The sequence below is a fragment of the Holdemania filiformis genome (assembly GCF_003459085.1).
GTDB lineage: Bacteria > Bacillota_I > Bacilli_A > Erysipelotrichales > Erysipelotrichaceae > Holdemania > Holdemania filiformis.
Map to the genome: position 1 here is coordinate 87451 of NZ_QRUP01000002.1, position 20237 is coordinate 107687.

14 protein-coding genes are annotated in these 20237 nt (G+C 54.5%); 13 read left to right on the forward strand and 1 reads right to left on the reverse strand.

Translation table 11 applies throughout. The features are described from left to right. Positions 1-43: 43 nt before the first annotated feature. Genes DWY25_RS02465 through murD form a run of 4 tightly spaced genes read left to right on the forward strand, consistent with a single transcriptional unit; the run spans position 44 to position 5648 of the window. Positions 44-1960, forward strand: a complete 1917-nt coding sequence (locus DWY25_RS02465) for a penicillin-binding transpeptidase domain-containing protein (protein WP_117893224.1) — start codon at positions 44-46, stop codon at positions 1958-1960. Further along, complete coding sequence (locus tag DWY25_RS02470) at positions 1911-3350, forward strand: UDP-N-acetylmuramoyl-L-alanyl-D-glutamate--2,6-diaminopimelate ligase (RefSeq protein ID WP_117893227.1); 1440 nt, start codon at positions 1911-1913, stop codon at positions 3348-3350. The genes DWY25_RS02465 and DWY25_RS02470 overlap by 50 nt, the downstream gene beginning before the upstream one ends. 17 nt (positions 3351-3367) lie before the next feature. Beyond that, positions 3368-4330, forward strand: coding sequence for a phospho-N-acetylmuramoyl-pentapeptide-transferase (gene mraY, locus DWY25_RS02475; protein WP_117893230.1), 963 nt, complete (start codon positions 3368-3370; stop codon positions 4328-4330). 1 nt (position 4331) lies between these two features. Further along, entirely contained in the window at positions 4332-5648 is a 1317-nt protein-coding gene (gene murD / locus DWY25_RS02480; RefSeq protein ID WP_117893233.1) for a UDP-N-acetylmuramoyl-L-alanine--D-glutamate ligase, read from the forward strand. 242 nt (positions 5649-5890) lie between these two features. On the opposite strand, the gene DWY25_RS02485 is transcribed toward murD, so the two are convergent. Next, positions 5891-6337: a sporulation initiation factor Spo0A C-terminal domain-containing protein gene (locus tag DWY25_RS02485; RefSeq protein ID WP_117893235.1), complete on the reverse strand. Its 447-nt coding sequence runs from the start codon at positions 6335-6337 to the stop codon at positions 5891-5893. 207 nt (positions 6338-6544) lie between these two features. On the opposite strand from DWY25_RS02485, the gene DWY25_RS02490 reads away from it, so the two are divergent. From DWY25_RS02490 to DWY25_RS02530, 9 genes are all read left to right on the forward strand, one after another. Further along, positions 6545-7762, forward strand: a complete 1218-nt coding sequence (locus DWY25_RS02490) for a class I SAM-dependent rRNA methyltransferase (protein ID WP_117893237.1) — start codon at positions 6545-6547, stop codon at positions 7760-7762. Between the two features lie 18 nt (positions 7763-7780). Further along, the gene (gene pyrR, locus DWY25_RS02495; protein ID WP_006058898.1) at positions 7781-8290 is read left to right on the forward strand and encodes a bifunctional pyr operon transcriptional regulator/uracil phosphoribosyltransferase PyrR; all 510 of its coding nucleotides are present in this window, start codon (positions 7781-7783) and stop codon (positions 8288-8290) included. A 28-nt stretch (positions 8291-8318) separates the two neighbouring features. Continuing rightward, on the forward strand, positions 8319-9347 hold the full coding sequence (locus DWY25_RS02500) for a M42 family metallopeptidase (protein ID WP_117893646.1): 1029 nt from the start codon (positions 8319-8321) through the stop codon (positions 9345-9347). 216 nt (positions 9348-9563) lie between these two features. Beyond that, complete coding sequence (locus DWY25_RS02505; protein WP_006058900.1) at positions 9564-10967, forward strand: MATE family efflux transporter; 1404 nt, start codon at positions 9564-9566, stop codon at positions 10965-10967. A 206-nt stretch (positions 10968-11173) separates the two neighbouring features. Beyond that, entirely contained in the window at positions 11174-14680 is a 3507-nt protein-coding gene (gene nifJ / locus DWY25_RS02510; RefSeq protein WP_117893239.1) for a pyruvate:ferredoxin (flavodoxin) oxidoreductase, read from the forward strand. Positions 14681-14934: 254 nt separating this feature from the next. Continuing rightward, positions 14935-15954: an LTA glycolipid anchor biosynthesis glycosyltransferase, IagA/BgsA family gene (locus DWY25_RS02515; RefSeq protein ID WP_117893241.1), complete on the forward strand. Its 1020-nt coding sequence runs from the start codon at positions 14935-14937 to the stop codon at positions 15952-15954. A 156-nt stretch (positions 15955-16110) separates the two neighbouring features. Continuing rightward, a complete protein-coding gene (locus tag DWY25_RS02520; protein WP_006058904.1) occupies positions 16111-17160 on the forward strand; it encodes a lysylphosphatidylglycerol synthase transmembrane domain-containing protein in 1050 nt (349 codons plus the stop codon). Continuing rightward, a complete protein-coding gene (locus tag DWY25_RS02525; protein ID WP_006058905.1) occupies positions 17157-19142 on the forward strand; it encodes a glycosyltransferase in 1986 nt (661 codons plus the stop codon). Before DWY25_RS02520 ends, DWY25_RS02525 begins: the two co-directional genes overlap by 4 nt. Then, positions 19135-20103 (forward strand): 3'-5' exoribonuclease YhaM family protein, encoded by a 969-nt coding sequence (locus DWY25_RS02530; RefSeq protein WP_117893243.1) that lies wholly within the window; start codon positions 19135-19137, stop codon positions 20101-20103. The genes DWY25_RS02525 and DWY25_RS02530 overlap by 8 nt, the downstream gene beginning before the upstream one ends. Positions 20104-20237 lie beyond the last annotated feature (134 nt).

Genomic DNA, 20237 nt, shown 5'->3' on the forward strand with positions numbered 1-20237 from the left:
TGAGCGCGGGTCTTTTTTCATAGGATGAAACAGAGGTGATCGGATGCTGAGTACGCGGATAAAAAAACGCATCGATAAAATCGTGATCGGCGGCACGGTCATTTTTGCCTTGATCATCGGCAAGCTGGCTTACGTTCAGATTCTGGATCGGGAAACGTTGTTTTCCAAAGCGCAGGATTTATGGGAGCGGGATTTCCCGGTGTCCGGGCTGCGCGGGAATGTATTGGACATCAACGGCGAAGTGCTGGCGACGGATATTCCTTCGACGTCGGTCATGGTTGTTCCGGCTCAGATCACTGATCCCGACAGCACCGCCCAGCAGCTGGCGGACATTCTGGAAACGGAAAAAGAGAACATCTATAAGCAGATCACCCGCAAGGTTTCGACCCAGCGGATCGTCCCTTACGGCCGGCTGATTTCCAACGAACAGGCCAAGGCGATCGACCATCTGGATCTGACCGGCGTGTATTTGGTGCAGGACTCGCTGCGCTATTATCCCAACGGCGCCTACCTGGCGCAGGTGCTCGGCTTTACCGGCGTGGACAATCAGGGGCTGGCCGGACTGGAGCTGCAATATGAGGAAATTCTAAAGGCGAATAAGGGAAGTATGAAAATTCCATTCGACGCGAAGGGTCATCCGGTGAAAATCTATTCCGAGCGCTATGAAGCGCCGGGCCAGGGAATGGATGTCATGCTGACAATCGACACGCGGATTCAAAGTATTCTGGAGCGTGAGCTGAACAACGCGATGGAACGCTACAACCCCGATTCTGCCTGGGGGCTGGCGATGAACCCCAACACCGGCGAGATTCTGGCGATGGTGTCGAAGCCGGACTTTGATCCCAATCATTACCAGGATTATGACGAATCCGTCTACAACCGCAACCTGCCGGTCTGGATGAGCTACGAGCCGGGTTCGACGTTTAAGACGGTGACGTTTTCCGCGGGGCTGGAGGAGGGTCTGTTCGATATGGAGCACGACGGCTATTACGACCGCGGTTATGAGATCGTCGAAGGCGCGCGCTTAAAGTCGTGGAAAGCCGGCGGTCATGGTCAGCAGACCTATATGCAATGCCTGCAGAATTCGTCCAATCCCTGCTTTGTGCACATCGCCCAGATGCTGGGCGGCGATAATCTGAGTAAATATCTTGATGCCTTCGGCTTCGGTCAGAAAACCGGCGTCGATCTGCCGGGCGAGGCCAAGGGCATCCTGTTCAATACCGACGACTGGGGGTTGCTGGAACAGTCGACGACGGGTTTCGGGCAGGGCATTTCCGTCACGGCGATCCAGCTGGTCACGGCCTTCTGCGCGATTGTCAACGGCGGGACGCTGTACCAGCCATATATCACTAAGGCGATCCTGCATCCGACAACCAAGGATCCGATCGTCGAGGTGAAGCCCAACGCCGTGCGCCAGGTCATCAGCGAGGACACCAGCTTCAAGATGCGCTACGCGCTGGAAAGCGTCGTGGCGTTAGGCGGGGCGAAGGGCGCGTATATCGACGGCTACAAGATCGGCGGCAAGACCGGAACCGCCCAGAAGGCGAAGGACGGCGCGTATCTGAGCGGCGAGTACATTCTGTCGACGATCGCCGCGGCTCCGATCAATGATCCGCAGATCGTCGTGTATATCGCGCTGGATGCGCCGAAGTCCAACATTCAGTACGGAGGCACCGTCGTTTCCCCAATCGTGCGCAATGTGCTGGAAGATGTGCTGACGCTCTATGAGGTCAAGCGAACCGACGATCAGATGGCGAAGATCAAGCTGTGGACCGATCCGGTGACCATCGAGGTCGGCGATTATATCGGCAAGGAATACAAAAAGGTGAAAAACGAAAATCTGAAGCTGGTTAAAATCGGCGAGGGCGATGTCGTCGTTGACCAGCTGCCGAGTCCGGGGGTGAAAATTGATGAACAAGGCACAGTCTGGCTCTACTGCCCGGCGGCGTCGGCTGAATGAGCTGCTGCGGGTGATTGGCATTGAAACGGAAGACACAACCGAATTGACCGCACTCAGCGACCGGGCGCAGGAAATCGGCCGGGACGGATTGTTTGTCGCGCTGCGGGGCGACCGCACGGACGGACGGCAATGGGCTGACGCGGTGCGCTCGCGCGGCGGGTACGTGCTCAGCGATCAGCCGGGGGAACGGACGATCGTGCATCCTGATCCGCGCGCGGTCTATCCGCTGCTGCTGCAGGCGTATTACGATTATCCGGCGCTGAAGCTGACGATGATCGGCGTGACCGGCACCAATGGCAAAAGCACGGTTACCCAGCTGCTTTACGACATGTTAAGCGGTGCTGGACGGCGTTGTTGTCTGATCGGCACCGGCCGGATTGTAATCGGCGATGAAATTCGCTTCAGTCCGAATACAACGCCCGATCCGCTGACGTTAACGCGTTTGCTGGACGAAGCGGTGAGGCGGGGGATTGATACTGTGATCATGGAGGTCAGCTCCCAGGCGCTGGCGATGCACCGGGTCGACGGACTGTTGTTCGATCTGGCGGTGCTGACGAATCTGAAACAGGATCACCTGGATTATCACAAGACGTTAAAAGCATATCAGCGGGCGAAATTTATGTTGTTTGAGAAATTGAAAGAGAAAGGCACGGCAATTTTGAATCAGGACGACCCGGTGACGCAGCGCTGGCTGGGACAGCTGCACCGGCCGGTGTTTACCTATGGCCGGGACAGCGTCAATTTCCGGATTCATCCGGTCGCGGAAACGCTGGATTCGATCACGTTTGATCTCAACGGCCACCGTGTTGAAGCGCCGCTGGCCGGGGCGTTCAATATGCGTAACCTGACGGCCGCGCTGGCCTGCGGGTTTGCGCTGGATATCCCCTGGGCAGCGATGCTCGAATTCGCACATCATGCAGCGTTGCCGGAAGGCCGGATGGAAATCGTATGCCGGCAGCCGGTGCTGGCGGTCGTCGATTACGCGCACACTGCCAGCGCGCTGGAAGCGATGCTGAAGCACTGGCGGAAGGTGGCGGACGGGCGGCATACCCGCTTAAGCGTGGTGTTTGGCTGCGGCGGGGACCGGGAGGCGGATAAACGCCCGCTGATGGGCCGGATTGCCTGCGCCTACGCTGATCAGGTCGTCTTGTGCGACGACAATCCGCGCACCGAGGATCCGGATCGAATTCTGGCGCAGATTGCGGCAGGCTGCGACGGCTCTCAGAAAATCATCCGCGACCGGGCGGAAGCGATAAAATTTGTACTCGACGGCGCGCAAACTGATGATATAATAGTAGTCGCTGGAAAAGGCGGGGAAACCTCCCTGATCCAGGACACGGCAAAGACTTGCCCTAACGACCGCCTGTTGATCGAGCGGTATTTCGGGTAAGCGGGGAGGACAGAAACATGTTTCTAACACTGGTCGGCGCTTTTGGAATCAGCCTGATCGTCGTGCTTGCGACGATGCCGCTGCTGATCTCCTATCTACATAAAATCAACTACAACCAGACCGTCAGCGAATATTCATTAGAAGAATACAAACAAAAACAGAAGACGCCGACGATGGGCGGCATCGTGTTCGTGCTGACGCCGTTAGCCGTAACGCTGCTCCTGCAGCCGGGGGCGATCCGCGACCTGCAGGCGATGATCGTGATGCTGGCGTATGTCGGCTACGGTCTGATCGGCTTTCTGGACGATTATATCATCGTGATCCGGCAGAACAACGAAGGCCTTAAGCCGCGGTACAAATTCTTTTTGCAGCTGGTCCTGGCGGTGTTGTTCTTCTTCATGTATCGTCAGAATGCGTCGACGGATGTAATCCTGCCGTTTCTTGAATGGGTGATTCCGTTAGGCGGGCTGTATATGCTTTTGGTGTTCTTCATGTTCACCGGCGCGTCCAACGCCGTTAATCTGACGGATGGCATGGACGGTCTGGCCGCGGGATGCAGCTTCCTGGCTTTTGCGCCGTTTGTGATGTTCGCTCTGCAGCAGGACAAGCTGGCGATCGCGACGTTCATCATGGCGGTGATGGGATCGCTGCTGGGCTTTTTGAAATACAATTCGCATCCGGCGAAGATCTTCATGGGCGATACCGGTTCGCTGGCTTTGGGCGGGGCGCTGGCTGCGGTCGGGATGATTCTGAAGCAGGAGATCGCCGTTGTGGTGATCGGCGGGGTGTTCGTCTGGGAAACGCTGTGCGTCATCATCCAGATCTCGTCGGTGAAGCTGCGCGGCAAACGCGTGTTCCGCTACACGCCGATTCATTACAGCTTTGTTTTAGGCGGCATGCGCGAGACGCAGGTCGTTCTGATGTTCTGGATTTTACAGCTGGTCTGCACAGTGGCCGGCTTTCTGATTGGAGTGTTGTAATATGAAGGTTTTAATCATCGGCGCGGCCCGCAGCGGGACGCAGGCGGCGTATTTGCTGGCAAGTCATCATCATGCGGTCACGATCACCGATATGAAGCAGATCGACGCAAAACACGAACTGGAAGAAGCCGGAGTTCAGGTCCTGGATCACGGACATCCGGAATTTTTGAAGATGGAAAACTGGGATCTGATCGTCAAGAATCCGGGGATTCCTTATCATGCGCCGTTCGTGCAGTATTTCGTAGAGAAAAAAGCAAGGATTGTTAATGAAATCGAGGTCGCTTCGTGGTTTACCGATCAGTTTACCTATGGCGCCGTGACCGGCACCAATGGCAAAACCACGACGACGACGCTGCTGGGCGAGCTGCTGAAACGCAAGCGTCCCAATGCCCGGACAGCGGGCAATATCGGCGTGCCGTTATCAGAAATCGTGCGGGAACAGGGCGATCAGAAGACCGATGTGGCGCTGGAGGTCGCGGCCTTTCAGCTGGTCGCAATGGAGAAGTTCCATCCGGCGGTGTCGGTCTGCATGAATCTGACGCCGGATCATCTGGATTATTTCGGTTCGCTGGACGCCTATTACGACGCCAAGATGCTCGTCTGGAAAAATCAGACCGGCGACGACTGGTTTTTAGTCAATCTCGACGATCCGGAAATCGTCAAACGCTGCGCGGAGCTGCCGTGCCGCAGGGTGACGTTCTCACTGGATCAGCCGGCCGACGTCTGCGTAAAGCAGGATCAGGTCTGGCTGTTCGGCCAGCCGCTGTTTGCGCTGAGCGATCTGCATCTGCCGGGCCGGCATAACCTGCAGAACGCAATGGTGGCCGCGGCGATGGCGGTCAAGTTGGGCGTAGACGCGGATCAGATCCGCGAAGGCATCCGCGCATTCAAAGGGGTTGAGCACCGGATCGAATTCGTGGCGGAAATCCGCGGGGCGCGGTATTACAACGATTCCAAGGGGACCAATGTCGACGCGACGACGGTCGCCCTGAAAGCCTTTGAGAAACCGGTGATTCTGCTTGCCGGGGGCTATGATAAAAAGACCGGCTTCGACGGTCTGAAGCCGGTTCTGAACCGGGTCGCGACGATGATCGTGTATGGCGAAACGCGCGATCAGCTCAAAGCGCTGCGGCCGGATGCGATCGTGGTGGAAACGCTGTCGGAGGCCGTCGAGCAGGCCTATCAGCTGGCGAAAGACGGCGATATCGTGTTGTTGTCGCCAGTCTGCGCCAGCTGGGATCAGTTTACCGATTATGAACAGCGCGGCCGTCAGTTCAAGGAACAGGTGCTGGCGCTGGCCCGGCAAGCCGGCGAGTAGACTGAAATTCTCAGCGATCTGCTTAGAATCACGAAGCCGGACAGCGGCATCGCGCTGCGTCCGGAAACGAATGACGAATAAACCGATTCCAAGTTCAGATTTTAGAATTTCCTGTAAAATAAAAAAGATCCGCCGTCCAGCGCTTGATCGCGAATAGCTCAGGGCCGCAGCCCAGGTTTTGCGATGCATTGCTTTAACGGCGGATTTTTTTGCTGCCCATAACCAACCACATCCGAACCGAATCAACGGTTCAAATAGTCGCAGACGGCGCAGAGGAACTCGGCGTTGGAAGGCCGGCCCTGATCCGGATTGACGGAATAACCGAAAATCTCACGAATCAATGTCGGATTTCCACGCAGCCAGGCCCGCTCAATCGCGCAGCGGATGTTTTTCTCAACTCGTTCTTTGGTGCTGTTAAACTTCTCAGCAATCATCGGATATAATCCGCGGTCCAGATTCTTGAGCAGGTGCGGCTGTTCCGCGAGCATGATCATCGCGAATTCCAAGAACCGGTAACCGGAGAGACTGCTGGGCATGCCCAATTCGTGAAGCAGCTGAGCTGGCCGGCTTAACTGCGGCCGTTTGTGATTTCCGGGCACCCGGAATAACTCGCTGACGCAATAAAAAAGTCTGTGATGAAGCACAGCGTTTTCACAAATCGTATTCATGCTGAAAAAGTCATAACTCATATCCCTGGCACCCTCTTTTCTCCTGACTTGTTTGGAATCAGAATAAAAACAGAGGTCTGGCTTGCAGAAATGATAAAAAACGGTGCCATTTCAGATTACACTCTTTTTGTAGGCTTGTCAAAGGTTTAACCGGAAATTTGGGAAAAGAATATTTGTAATTTCACAGACTTTCAGATAAGATAAGACTGTGAAAATGAGGGATGAAACATGAAACAACAACGTCAGTTTCCGACGGTGACCGTGACGAAAAAAGCGCAGCGCAGCCTGCAGGAAGGCCATCCGTGGGTTTACGGCGGCGAAGTCATCGAAGTCAAAGAAACGGCGGACGGACAGCTGTGCGACGTCGTCAATGAGAAGGGAACCTATCTGGGGACAGGGTTCTATAATGCCCAGTCGCTGATCCGCGTGCGGATCGTTTCGCAGAATGCCAACGACGGGTTCGACGAAGCATTCTGGCGCCGCCGGATCGGGTACAGCCTGGATTACCGCCGGATCGTCATGGGCGAGGATTTCGGCTGCTGCCGGTTGATTTTCGGGGAAGCCGATCACTTCCCGGGCTGGACGGTCGATCGTTTCGGTCCGGTGCTGGTCAGCCAGATCATGTCGCTGGGCATCGAACGGATCAAGGATCAGCTGTTTGCCCTGTTGTGGGAAGAAATGGAAAAACGTGGTCAAACGGTCGCGGGGATTTACGAGCGCAACGATATCGCACTGCGCAAAAAGGAAGGGCTGAAGGAAAACACGGGCTGGGCGGCCGGCTTCCCGCATCCTGAGAGCACGACGACGCAGATCGTGGAAAACGGAATCCGCTACGAGGTTGATTTTGGCGAGGGACAGAAAACAGGGTTCTTCCTCGATCAGAAATACAACCGTCAGGCAGCTGCCCGGCTGGCGAAGGGAAGGACGGTGCTGGACTGCTGCACGCATACCGGATCGTTCGCGCTCAACACGGCGAAGGCCGGGGCAGCGCGGGTAATCGCCGCCGATATTTCCGCCAGTGCGTTAGCCAGCGCCAGACACAACGCGCAGCTCAACGGTTTGGAAGCAGTGATGGAGTTTGTGCAGGCCGACGTTTTCGATCTGTTAGCGGATCCGAAGTGGAAGGCGCAGGGCATCGATTACATCATTCTCGATCCGCCGGCGTTTACCAAATCCCGCAAAACGATCCGCAACGCCTATCAGGGCTATTGCCAGATCAATACGCTGGCGATGAAGCTTTTGCCGCGGGGCGGGCTGTTCGCAACGGCGTCGTGTTCGCATTTTATGGAGGACGCGATGTTTGAGGCGATGCTGCAGGAAGCCGCGCGGAACGCAAAGGTTGAGCTGCGGCAGATCGAGGTCCGTCATCAGGCGCCCGATCATCCCATTTTAATGACCGTACCGGAAACCCGGTATCTTAAATTTTATTTGTTCCAGATTGTGTGACGAAAGGAGAAGACAAACATGAAGGAAATTATGGACGCCAGTTCCATGAAGCGTTCGTTAGTGCGCATGGCGCATGAAATCGTAGAAAAAAATAAGGGTGTGGAAGGACTGGTGCTGGTCGGCATCAAGACCCGCGGCGAATTTCTGGCGGAGCGTTTGAAACAGATGATCGATCAGTTTGAGGAATGCGATATTCCCTGCGACAGCCTCGATATCTCTTCGTGGCGCGACGACATTGAACGCGGCGAGGTTCAGCCGCCGGTATTGGGCGTGCCGGTGCAGGACAGAATCGTGATTCTGGTCGACGATGTCTTGTATAAAGGCCGGACAGTGCGTGCGGCGATGGATGGCATCATGCATTTCGGCCGGCCGCGGGCGATTCATCTGGCGGTGTTGGTCGACCGCGGACACCGCGAGCTGCCGATCCGCGCCGATTATGTCGGCAAGAACGTGCCGACCTCGCTCAATGAGGATGTGAAAGTGCTGGTCAGCGAAACGGATGGTCAGGACGGAGTCTATATCAGTTAGAAGGAAAAGAGGAAGCGCAATGAAGAAGATGAACGAACAAATCCTGGCGGATTACGCTCAGCAGCTGCTGGGGATCGACAGCCCGACCGGCTTTACCCAGCATGCGATCGCCTGGATCGAGGAACAGGTTCAGGCGTTAGGCTATACCTGTTATCGCAATGCCAAGGGCAATTTGATTGTGGAGATTGAAGGCCTGGCCGATCAGCCGGTTGTTGCGGTGAGCGCGCATACCGATACGCTGGGACTGATGGTCCGCGCGATTAAAAAGGACGGCAAGCTGGCGTTTACGCGGCTGGGCGGTCCATGCCTGCCGACGCTGGACGGCGAATATTGCCGCATCATCACACGCCAGGGAAAAGTCTATACCGGCACGATTCTGTCGACGGCCCCGGCGGTGCATGTTTATAAGGAAGCTTCGAGTCAGGAACGCTCGGAGGAAACGATGGAAGTGCGGATCGACGAGCTGGTCCGCAATGAAGAGGATGTGCGCCAACTGGGAATCCAGGCCGGGGATATCATCGCAATCGACCCGAAGACGACGATCACCCCGAGCGGTTTCATCAAATCCCGGTTTCTGGACGACAAGATTTCCGCCGCGATCTTTCTGACGCTGCTGAAAGCGCTCAAGGATGAAAATGTGACGCTGCCGCAGAAAACCTATTTCCTGTTCTCCACCTATGAGGAAGTCGGCCACGGCGCTTCGTGGATTCCGGGCGATGTCACGGAGCTGCTGGCGGTGGATATGGGCTGCATCGGTACGGATCTGAGCTGTACTGAGACCGACGTGTCGATCTGCGCCAAGGACTCCGGCGGGCCGTATGATTATCAGATGACCAGCCGGCTGATCGAACTGGCTCAGGCTCACCAGCTGCCGTATGCCGTCGATATCTATCCGTTTTACGGCAGCGACTGCGGCGCGGCGCTCAAGGGCGGCAACGATATCCGCGGGGCTTTGATCGGCCCGGGCGTGCATGCCAGCCACGGCATGGAACGGACGCACATGCAGGGGGTCAGCGCAGCTTACACGCTGCTGGCGGCCTACCTGATCGAAAAATAACCGTCGATCGGAAACAATCCCAGTATAAAACTGAATTTTAACGATGAAACTCACAGCCTGCTTTGGACGATACCAAACTTGGCGCTGCGGGTTTCTTTTTTGTTGAACTGAAGAAAACAGGCCGGTCCGTTTCCCTTAATCAAGGGCAGAACTAAAGGCGCATTTTCGAAAGAAGTATGGTAAACTATTCGGTATAGAATTGAGGGGGAGTCATAAGTGGACGCAATCTTGAACTTTTTCCGCTGGCAGGGGATGATCAAACCAGCTCAGATCCGCGGCGAAATACCAAGCAACAAAGCAATTTATAAGCGAACTTATCAAATCGCCTGGCCGAGTGCCGTCGAGAGCGTGCTGATCGCGCTGATCGGGGCGGTCGACCTGATGATGGTCGGCAATCTGGGCTCGGCGTCGATTGCGGCGGTCGGCATTACCAACCAGCCGAAATTTCTGGTGCTGGCGACGATCCTGGCGCTCAACACCGGGGTTACCGTGCTCGTTTCCCGCCGCAAAGGCGCAGGCCGGCAGGAGGAAGCGAATACATATCTGCGCCAGGCGCTGCTGCTCAGCGTCGGGTTTTCTTTTCTGCTTTCCTTCTGCGGCGCGCTGTTCGCTCCGCAGATTCTGGCGTTTGCCGGGGCGACGCCGGATTATCTGGGCCTGGCGGTGACTTATTTTAGGATTATCATGTTCGGCAATTTCTTCTACTGCATCGGTCTGACGATTACCGCCGCTCAGCGCGGCGTCGGCAACACGCGGATTTCGATGGTCACCAACATCGCGGCGAATCTTGTCAATCTTGTGTTCAACGCGCTTTTGATCAACGGTCTGTTTTTCTTCCCGCGCCTGGAGGTGGCCGGCGCAGCGATCGCGACGGCGATCGGCAACATCGTTTCGTTTCTGATCGCGGTGTATTCCGTCACGCATACCGAGGGCTTCTTAAAGCTGCATCAGCGGCAGTCGTGGAAACCGGATCTCGCGGCGATCCGCGATCTTTACAACATCAGCTGGTCGGCGTTTGTTGAACAGATCTTTTTGCGGATCGGCTTTCTGATGTACGCCAAGGCGGTGGCGGGATTGGGCACGGTCGCATTCGCCGCGCATCAGATCGTCATGAACATCATGTCGATATCATTCTCCGTCGGCGACGGGCTGTCGATTGCCAATACATCGCTGGTCGGGCAGAGCTTAGGCGCCAATCGCACAGACATGGCGATCATTTACGGCAAGGTCGCCCAGCGGATCGGCTTGATCCTGGCAATTCTCGTCTCCGGTTCGATCACGCTGTTCCGCGCTCAGCTGATGGCGCTGTTCACCAACGAGGCGGCGGTTATCCTGGCCGGGGAAACGCCGTTGATCATTCTTTCGGTCACCGTGCTGTTTCAGATCGTGCAGGTCATCATCGTCGGTTCGCTGCGCGGCGCGGGCGACGTCAAGTTTGTTGCGCTTCTGATGTTTGTCAGCGTGACCATCGTGCGGCCGGTTCTGACCTGGGTGCTGTGCTATCCGCTTAACCTGGGGTTGGCGGGAGCCTGGCTGTCGGTGTTCCTGGATCAGTTTACGCGGTATATCGTCAGCTACTGGCGCTTCCGCGAAGCGAAGTGGACGCGGATTCAAGTGTAGAGATTAGCGGGTGGAATTCACGGATTCCATCCTTTTTTGACGGCCGGTTTTCAGAGAAATTGTAAAGTTTAAATCACAAGTAGGAAAGCGCTTGGAAAAAACCGGTAAAAATCCGAAAGAAGCAGGAAGAAGTTGAAAATCGAGGTTTAAAAATCAAACCTTTTGTTTTATAATGGTAACGGTTAGAGAGTACAGGAGGTTTAACCATGACAAAAACTTTTATGTCCATGGATGGCAATACAGCTGCCGCTCATTGCGCGTATGCGTTCACTGAAGTAGCTGCAATCTATCCTATCACCCCATCCTCACCGATGGCTGAAGTCGTTGACGCATGGGCTACTCAGGGCCGTAAAAACATTTTTGACACGATTGTCAAAGTTGCGGAACTGCAGGCTGAAGGCGGTGCCGCGGGCGCGGTTCACGGCGCTCTGCAGGGCGGTGCGCTGGCGTCCACATTTACGGCAAGCCAGGGCTTACTGTTGATGATTCCAAATATCTATAAGATGGCCGGCGAACTGCTGCCAGGCGTTATCCACGTCGCAGCGCGTTCTTTGGCAACCCGTGCGCTGAGCATTTTCGGCGATCACAGCGACATTTACGCATGCCGTCAGACCGGCGCCTGCATGCTGGCGTCCCATTCCGTTCAGGAAGCAATGGATCTGGCCGGCGTCGCGCATTTAGCGGCGATCAAGGGTTCCGTACCGTTCCTTCATTTCTTTGATGGCTTCAGAACTTCTCACGAAATTCAGAAAGTCGAAGTCATGGATTATGAGTTCTTAAAGAGCCTGATCGACATGGACGCGGTTGAAGCGTTCCGTGCGAAGGCGCTGAACCCGCATACCAACGCGGTAACCCGCGGCGGTGCGGAAAACGACGACATTTATTTCCAGGGCCGCGAAGCGCAGAACCTGCATTATGAAGCGATCCCGGATATCGTTGCCGACTACATGAAGAAGATCAGCGAGCATACCGGCCGCGAATACGCACCGTTCACTTATTACGGCGCACCGGATGCGGAACGCGTCATCATCGCGATGGGCTCCGTGACCGAAACGATTAAAGAAACGATCGACGAGCTGACCAAGCGCGGCGAAAAAGTCGGTCTGATCAAAGTTCATCTGTATCGTCCGTTCTCCGTGAAGTATCTGACAGCGGTGCTGCCGGCTTCGGTCAAGAAGATCGCGGTTCTGGACCGCACGAAGGAAATGGGCGCCCGCGAACCGCTGTACCTCGACGTTTTAGACGCGTTAAAGGGCATGGATCTGACGATCATCGGCGGCCGCTATGGCTTAAGCTCCCGCGATACGCAGCCGAACCAGATCAAGGCTGTTTATGACGAATTGGCGAAGGACGCTCCGAAGGCTGAATTCACCATCGGCATCAACGATGACGTGACACACCTGAGCCTGGAAGTCGATCCGGAATTCCATGTCGGCGCGGACTACACGTCCTGCCTGTTCTTCGGTTTAGGCTCTGACGGTACCGTTTCGGCGAACAAGTCCTCGATCAAAATCATCGGCGACAACACCGATCAGTATGCACAGGCGTATTTCCAGTATGACTCGAAGAAGGCCGGCGGCGTTACCCGCTCCCACCTGCGTTTCGGTCATTCCCCGATCCGTTCCACCTATTATATCGAAAACGCTGATTTCGTTTCCTGCAGCTTAGACGCTTACTGCTTCAAGTATGATATGGTCAGCTGCCTGAAGAACGGCGGAACCTTCTTACTGAACACGACGTTCTCCGCAGAGGAACTGCAGGATCACCTGCCGAACCGCATGCTGGCGCAGCTGGCGAAGAAGAACGCGAAGTTCTACATCATCGATGCGACCAAGATCGCTCAGGAAATCGGCATGGGCCGCCGGACCAACACGATCCTGCAGTCGGCGTTCTTCGCGCTGAACGAACAGATCATGCCGTATGAAAAAGCGGTTGAGCTGATGAAGTACATGGCGAAGAAGTCCTACTCCAAGAAGGGCGACGAAATCGTCCAGCTGAACTACAAGGCAATCGACCAGGGCAAAAACGGTCTGGTTGAAATCGAAGTGAAGCCGGAATGGGCTGAACTGAGCTATGATTCCGGACGCAAGCTGACCGGCGACGAATACTTTGACAACCATGTCATGGCGATCAACTCTCTGGAAGGCTACGATCTGCCGGTATCCAACTTCATGAAGTACGATATTCTCGACGGCACGATCCACAACAGCGTTTCCTTCAAGGAAAAGCGCACGATCGCGGTTCAGGTTCCGACCTGGGATCCGAACAACTGTATCCAGTGCGGATTCTGCTCGTTCGTCTGCCCACATGCGACGATCCGTCCGTTCTTACTGACTGATGAAGAAATCGCGAATGCGCCGATGGAATTCAAGACGATCCAGGCAATGGGCAAGGGCGTTGAAAACCTGAAATATCGGATCCAGGTTTCTCCGGCGAACTGCGTTGGCTGCGGTCTGTGCGTTGTTGAATGTCCGGGCAAGGGTGGCAACAAGGCGCTGAAGATGGTCGACATCAACGAAAAGCTGGGTCAGGAACCGCTGGCGGATTACCTGTTCAAGCACACTGAATACAAGACGAACTACTTCCCGGTTGACACGGTTAAGGGCTCGCAGTTCGCAATGCCTTACTTTGAAATTTCCGGAGCCTGCCCGGGCTGCGGCGAAACGCCTTACTACAAGCTGGCTTCTCAGCTGTTCGGCAAGGATATGATGATCGCCAATGCGACCGGCTGCTCGATGATCTACTGCTCCTCGACCCCGTCCACTCCGTTCTCCAATGATGCGGAAGGCAACGGCGTCGCCTGGGCGAACTCTCTGTTTGAAGACAACGCTGAATACGGCTACGGCATGGCTTTAGCGCAGAACTTCAAGGAATCCCGTATCCTGTCGCTGATGGAAAACAACCTGGATTCCGTTGAACCGGAACTGAAGGCGGCTTTCGAGAAATATCTGGCGGCGGGCAACAACCGCGATGCGCAGCGTGAAATCAAAGACGAAATCATCGCTGGCGTCAAGGCTTCCGCTAACGAAGCGGTCAAGGAACTGCTGGACTACGAACGCGACCTGGTCGGCAAGTCGATCTGGATCGTCGGCGGCGACGGCTGGGCTTATGATATCGGCTACGGCGGATTGGATCATGTCCTGGCGAACAACCTGAACGTTAACGTCCTGGTTCTGGATACCGAAGTTTACTCCAACACCGGCGGACAGGCTTCCAAGTCTTCGCAGTCGGCAGCGATCGCGAAGTTCGCAGCCGGCGGCAAGAGCACCGCGAAGAAAGACCTCGGTCAGATCGCGATGGCTTACGGCCATGTCTATGTCGCTTCCGTTTCGATGGGCGCGAACCGGGCTCAGACGTTGAAAGCCTTCAAGGAAGCTGAAAGCTACGATGGACCATCCCTGATCATCGCTTACGCTCCATGTGCTGAACACGGCATTAAGGGCGGTCTGGCGAACCATCAGAAAGTTCAGGCTAAGGCTGTTGAATGCGGCTATACCGTTCTGTACCGTTTCGATCCGCGCAACGAAGAACATCCGTTAACGATCGATTCCAAGGAACCGAACTGGGATCTGTTCCAGGCGTTCCTGCTGAACGAAACCCGTTACAGCCAGCTGCCGAAGCTGAAGGGCGAAAAAGCATACGAAATGTTCGAAAGAACAAAGAAAGATGCGCAGCGCCGTTATACACGCTTAGTCAAGCTGTCGGAAGAATAAGCTGAAACCTGCATAGAAAGCTGACCCTCATTTTGGGGGTCGCTTTTTTTGTCCCAGCGGCTGGAGAAATTCAGCTGTGAATTCATCGGTGCTTGATTTCAAAATACTGAATCCGGATAAAATAGGTTCCGCTTGCTGGAAAACGCATAAGACAATGTCGGCCGGATGTCTAGGGTTAAGGATGAAAACCGCGGAAAGGCTTGATAATTGATAGGGTTTTCATTATACTTGATAGTGGATTCGAGGTATTGTACATGAAAGTATTGTTGTTTTTTGAAGGAGAAAAGGTGATCTCAACTTCCGGGATCGGCCGGGCGCTGAAGCATCAGAAGCAGGCGCTGACGATGGCGGGGATTGAGTACACGCTGGATCCGAACGATGATTTTGATATTTTGCACATCAATACGGTCGGACCGGCCAGCGCGGGGGTGATTGCCAAAGCGCACCGGGAAGGAAAACCGGTTATTTATCACGCGCATTCAACGGAAGAAGATTTCCGCAATTCGTTTGTGCTGTCCAATCAGATTGCGCCGCTGTTTAAGAAGCACCTGGTTTCGCTCTATTCCAGCGCCGACGCGATCATTACGCCGACGCCCTATTCCAAGAGCTTGCTGGAAGGTTATGGCATTGACTTGCCGATTTATGCCGTGTCCAACGGCATCGACCTGGATCGCTTCAGCTACAATCCGGAAAAGGTCAAAGCGTATTACAAATATTTCAGCCTGAATGAAACCGATAAGGTCGTATTGTCTGTCGGCTTATATTTTGAACGCAAGGGACTGCCGGATTTCATTGAGGTGGCGAAGCGTCTGCCGCAGTATAAGTTTATCTGGTTCGGCTATACGCCGCTGATCTCCGTACCGAAGAATATCCGCGAGCTGGTCGAGGATCATCCGGTCAATGTGATCTTCCCAGGCTATGTCAAAGGCGCGATTATCGAGGGCGCGTATGCCGGAGCGAATGCTTTTTTCTTTCCATCTTACGAGGAAACGGAAGGCATCGTCGTGCTGGAAGCGCTGGCCGCTTCCCAACAGGTCATCGTCCGCGATATCGGGGTGTTCGATCCGTGGCTGAAAGATCAGGTGAACTGTTATAAAGGCCAGTCTGTAGACGAGTTTGTTGATCTGATTGAAGGCGTCGTTGAGAAACGGCTGCCGTCGGTCTGCGATGAGGGCAAAAAGACGGCGCAGGAACGCAGTATTGCCAGCGTGGGTCAGCAGCTGAAAACCATTTATGAAACCGTGCTGGAAAACTACCGGCCGGCAACGATGTAAGGAGAGCCTGGCTCTCTTTTTCTTTCATTTGCCGGGGATTTCTTAAGAAAGAAAAAAGAATGACCGAAGGCGGTCTTAAGAGCGCGGAGCAGGAAGCCTTATTCCTTGTGTAACCTTGTTTTTCATTGTATAATAAGTTGACGAGGCTGAGGAAGTATGAAAAAAGCGCGAAACTATGTGATTAATATTCTGCTCATCGTAGGCTTCACAGCCGGAGTGCTGTGGTTTACCTTGAAGGATAATTTTAACGAAGTCATGGGGATTCTGCAGCAGGTGAACGCCGGCTGGCTGATCGTGATCATTGCGATCGCGATTCTTTATCAGTGTGTGATCGGCTGGATTCTGACGCAGCTGACGCGCATCAGCAATCCGCATTACAAGCTGAATTATGGGATTGTCAACGCCCTGGTGGCTTCTTTTTTCCATGGCGTGACCCCGAGCGCCTCGGGCGGTCAGTTTGCCCAGGTGTATGTGTTTAAGAAACAGGGCGTGCCGTTAAGCGATTCGGCCAGCGTGCTGTGGATGGATTTTATCGTGTACCAGTCGACGATGATCGCTTCGGTTTTCATTTTGATCCTGCTGCGGTTTCATCATTTCTACACCAACTATTCGCAGTTCTTTTTGCTTGTCCTGCTCGGCTTTCTGGTCAACAGCCTGGTGATCATTGGGCTGTGGGCGCTAGTCCGGTTTCCGAAGGTTTACACATGGATCAGCACGACGGGTCTGAATCTGGGCTGCAAGCTGCATTTGGTGAAAAATCCGGAAAAAGCGCTGGCTTTATTAAAGGATCAGCTCGACCGGTTCGGCAGTGAAACCGCGAAGCTGAAAGGCCACCGGCCGCTGATTGTGAGAGTGACGCTGGCCAACTTTGTACGGCTGGGCCTGTATTACGCGATCCCGTTTTTCTGCGCGCAGGCGCTGGGCTTGAACGTCAGCCTTGATCTGATTATCGACTGCATGGCGCTATCGGCGTTCGTGTCGATGATCAACGCGTTCATTCCGATTCCGGGCGCCAGCGGCGGTACGGAAGCTACGTATGTTTTGATGTTTTCAACGATCTTCGGAAAGCTGGGCGCGACCAGCTCGATGATTTTATGGCGGTTTGCCTCTTATTACTTTATGCTGATCCTGGGCGGTCTGACCTTTATCTGGGTTAAGAGCCGGCCGGCGATCGTTGTCGAACCGATGCAGGAGGAAAAGAAATGAGAATTGGATTATTTACAGATACCTATCTGCCTGATGTCAACGGCGTCGTTTCTTCTATCGTGACGCTGCAGCAGGAATTAGAAAAGAATGGTCACGATGTGTTCGTGATCACAACCCATCCGGGATTGCTTCAGGTCCAGCGCGAAGGCAATGTGCTGCGGCTGCCGGGGGTGGAATTAAAAAGCTTGTACGGCTATGTGCTGACCAGTCCGATTCATTTCGCGGTGCTCAAGGATATCCGCGAGATGGAGCTGGATGTGATCCATGCCCATACGGAATTCGGCGTCGGGATCTTCGCCCGCATCGTAGCGAAGATGCTGCAGATTCCGTTGGTGTCGACGTATCATACAACCTATGAGGATTATACGCATTACGTCAACGTGTTTAATCTGGAAACGGTCGATAAGGTCGCAAAGAAGGCGGTCAGCAGCCTAAGCAAGCTGTATGGCGAGACGAGTACGGAACTGATCGCCCCATCCCAGAAGACTAAGGAAATGCTGCAGCGCTATGGGATTAAGAAGCGGATTCACGTGATTCCAACCGGACTGGATCTGCAGCGCTTTGACGCCCACCGCACGGATGCGGAAACGATCCGGCAGCGGCGTGAAGAACTGATGGCGAATCCGGAAGAAACGCTGATCATTTTCGTCGGCCGGATCGCGAAGGAAAAAAGCATTGACTTTGTGATCGACGGGTTTACCTATTTAAAAGAAGCCGGGGTGCCGGTTCATTTTGCGGTGATCGGCGGCGGACCGGAGCAGGAAGTCTTACAGAGCCATGTGCATGAACTGGGGCTGGATTCAATGATCACCTTTGCCGGGAAGAAGCCGGCGGATCAGATCCCTTCCTACTACCATTGCGCGGACGCGTTTGTTTCTGCTTCGCTGACTGAAACGCAGGGCATGACCTACATCGAAGCGTTAGCCAGCGAACTGCCGGTTTTTGCCCGGCCGGATGAAGTGCTGGAAGATCTGGTGCTGGAAGGCCAGACCGGGTTCCTGTTTAAGAAACCTGAACAGTTTGCCGAGAAAGTGCAGCTTTTCTTAGCGATGAGCGCAGAGGAGCGCGCTGCGATGAAGGCCGCCGCGAAGTCGCAGGTTGAAGTTTACGACAGCCGGATCTTCTATCAGAAGGTGCTGGAAGTCTATCAGAGCGCGGCGTCGGAATACCGCGAGATGTACCGGCTGGAATCAATCCGGCCAAAGGACGACTGCGTTGAGCTGAAGGTCTGCTCGCCCAACGATGAAATCCGGATTCTTGTTTCACTGGAAACGTATTTCAACAAAGGGCTGCGCAAGGATGTGCTGATCAGCAGCGATGAGTTGGATGAATTGATCAGCGAAGAAGAAGCGGTCAAGGCGTATCAGAGCTGTTTGAAGCGGATCGCGGCGAAAGACCGCACGCGCAAGGAAATCTACGACTGGCTGACGCAGAACACGCAGCTGGATATCAAGCAGATCAACGAGATCGTTGAGAAGCTGGAAGAACGGGATCTGATCAACGACCTGCGCTATACGAAAAATCAGGTTTATAATCTGAAGCTTCTGATGCAGGGCAAAAACAAGATCAGCCGGACATTGCGGAAGAAGGGCATTCCGTATGAAATGATCGAATCCGTGTTCGCCGATGAGGATGAACAGTCGGAATTCCGCAACGCGTTGAAGTGGGCGCAGAAGCTGCAGCCGACGATCAAGGAAAAATCAGTGCGGATGAAGAAGAATATGATGAAATCCAAATTGATCGCTCAGGGCTTTGCGGTCGACGTAATCAACGAGGTCATGGACAACCTGAGCTTTGTCGAGGAAGAACGGGCAGAGCTGGAGAGCCTGCGCAAGACGGCGGCGAAAGCGAAGAAGCGGTATCAGTCGAAGTACAGCGGCACCAAGCTGCGCAATTACGTTTTCCGCTACTGTTCAGCCCAGGGCTTCGACGTCGAGGATATTTATTTAATTTTAAGTGAAATGGAGTGGGACGATGAATAAGAAAATCAGTGAGTTTAAGGAAGGGGAAAGCCTGACGCTGCCGCTTTTGCTTGTGCAGGTCACCAAGGGCGTGACGAGCAATGGTTCGCCCTATCTGTCTTTGACGCTGCAGGATAAATCCGGGACGATCGAAGGCAAGATCTGGGATGTGAAGGAAGAACAGGCGGCGGCCTGCGTGCCGGGACGGGTTGGCGAGGTAAGCTGTGAGGTGCTGCGGTACCGGAATTCGCTGCAGCTGCGTGTACACCGGCTGACGCCGATGGATCAGCAGAGTATTGAATTAAGCGATTATGTTATCGCTTCGGATATTCCCAAGGAGCTGTTGCAGCAGAAGATCCAGGACGCGATCAGCTCGCTGTCCAATCCGGTCTATAAGGGGATTGTCAGCGCATTGTTCGCGGAATATGATAAGCCGTTCTTCGATTATCCGGCGGCGGCGAAGAACCATCACAACTTCGTCGGCGGCCTGGCGGTGCATGTCACCGGGATGGTCGATCTGGCGAATGAGATCGTCAAGCTCTATCCGCTGCTGGACCGGGATCTGTTGGTCAGCGGCGTGCTGGTTCATGATCTGGGCAAGCTGACGGAACTGTCCGGCCCGGTCATGACAGAATATACGCTGGAAGGCAAGCTGATCGGGCATATCTCGATCATGCAGGCGAAGATTATGGAAGTCGCCGTTCAGCTGGGCTACGAAAAGAGCGAGGAAGCGATTTTACTGCGGCACATGGTTTTGTCGCACCACGGTCAGCTGGAATTTGGTTCGCCGGTCATGCCGATGGTCGCGGAGGCGGAAGTGCTGCATCTGATCGACAATCTGGACGCACGCATGAACACGCTGGATAAGGCCTATGCGCAGACGGAACCAGGCAGTTTCACATCGCGTCTGTTCCCGATGGAAAACCGGGCGTTTTACAAGCCAAAATCGAAAAAGAATGAGAGACAAGATAAAGCGGATTGAGGTCCCGGATTGTTTTTTTGGAAAGTCAGAGACATGATAAAGGTAAGTGTTTGGCCTTGGATGAGGTGCCGGGTAACGACGTTGAGATCGGCTTGCCTTCATCGCCGAATGGAATCTATGAAATCGATATTGCC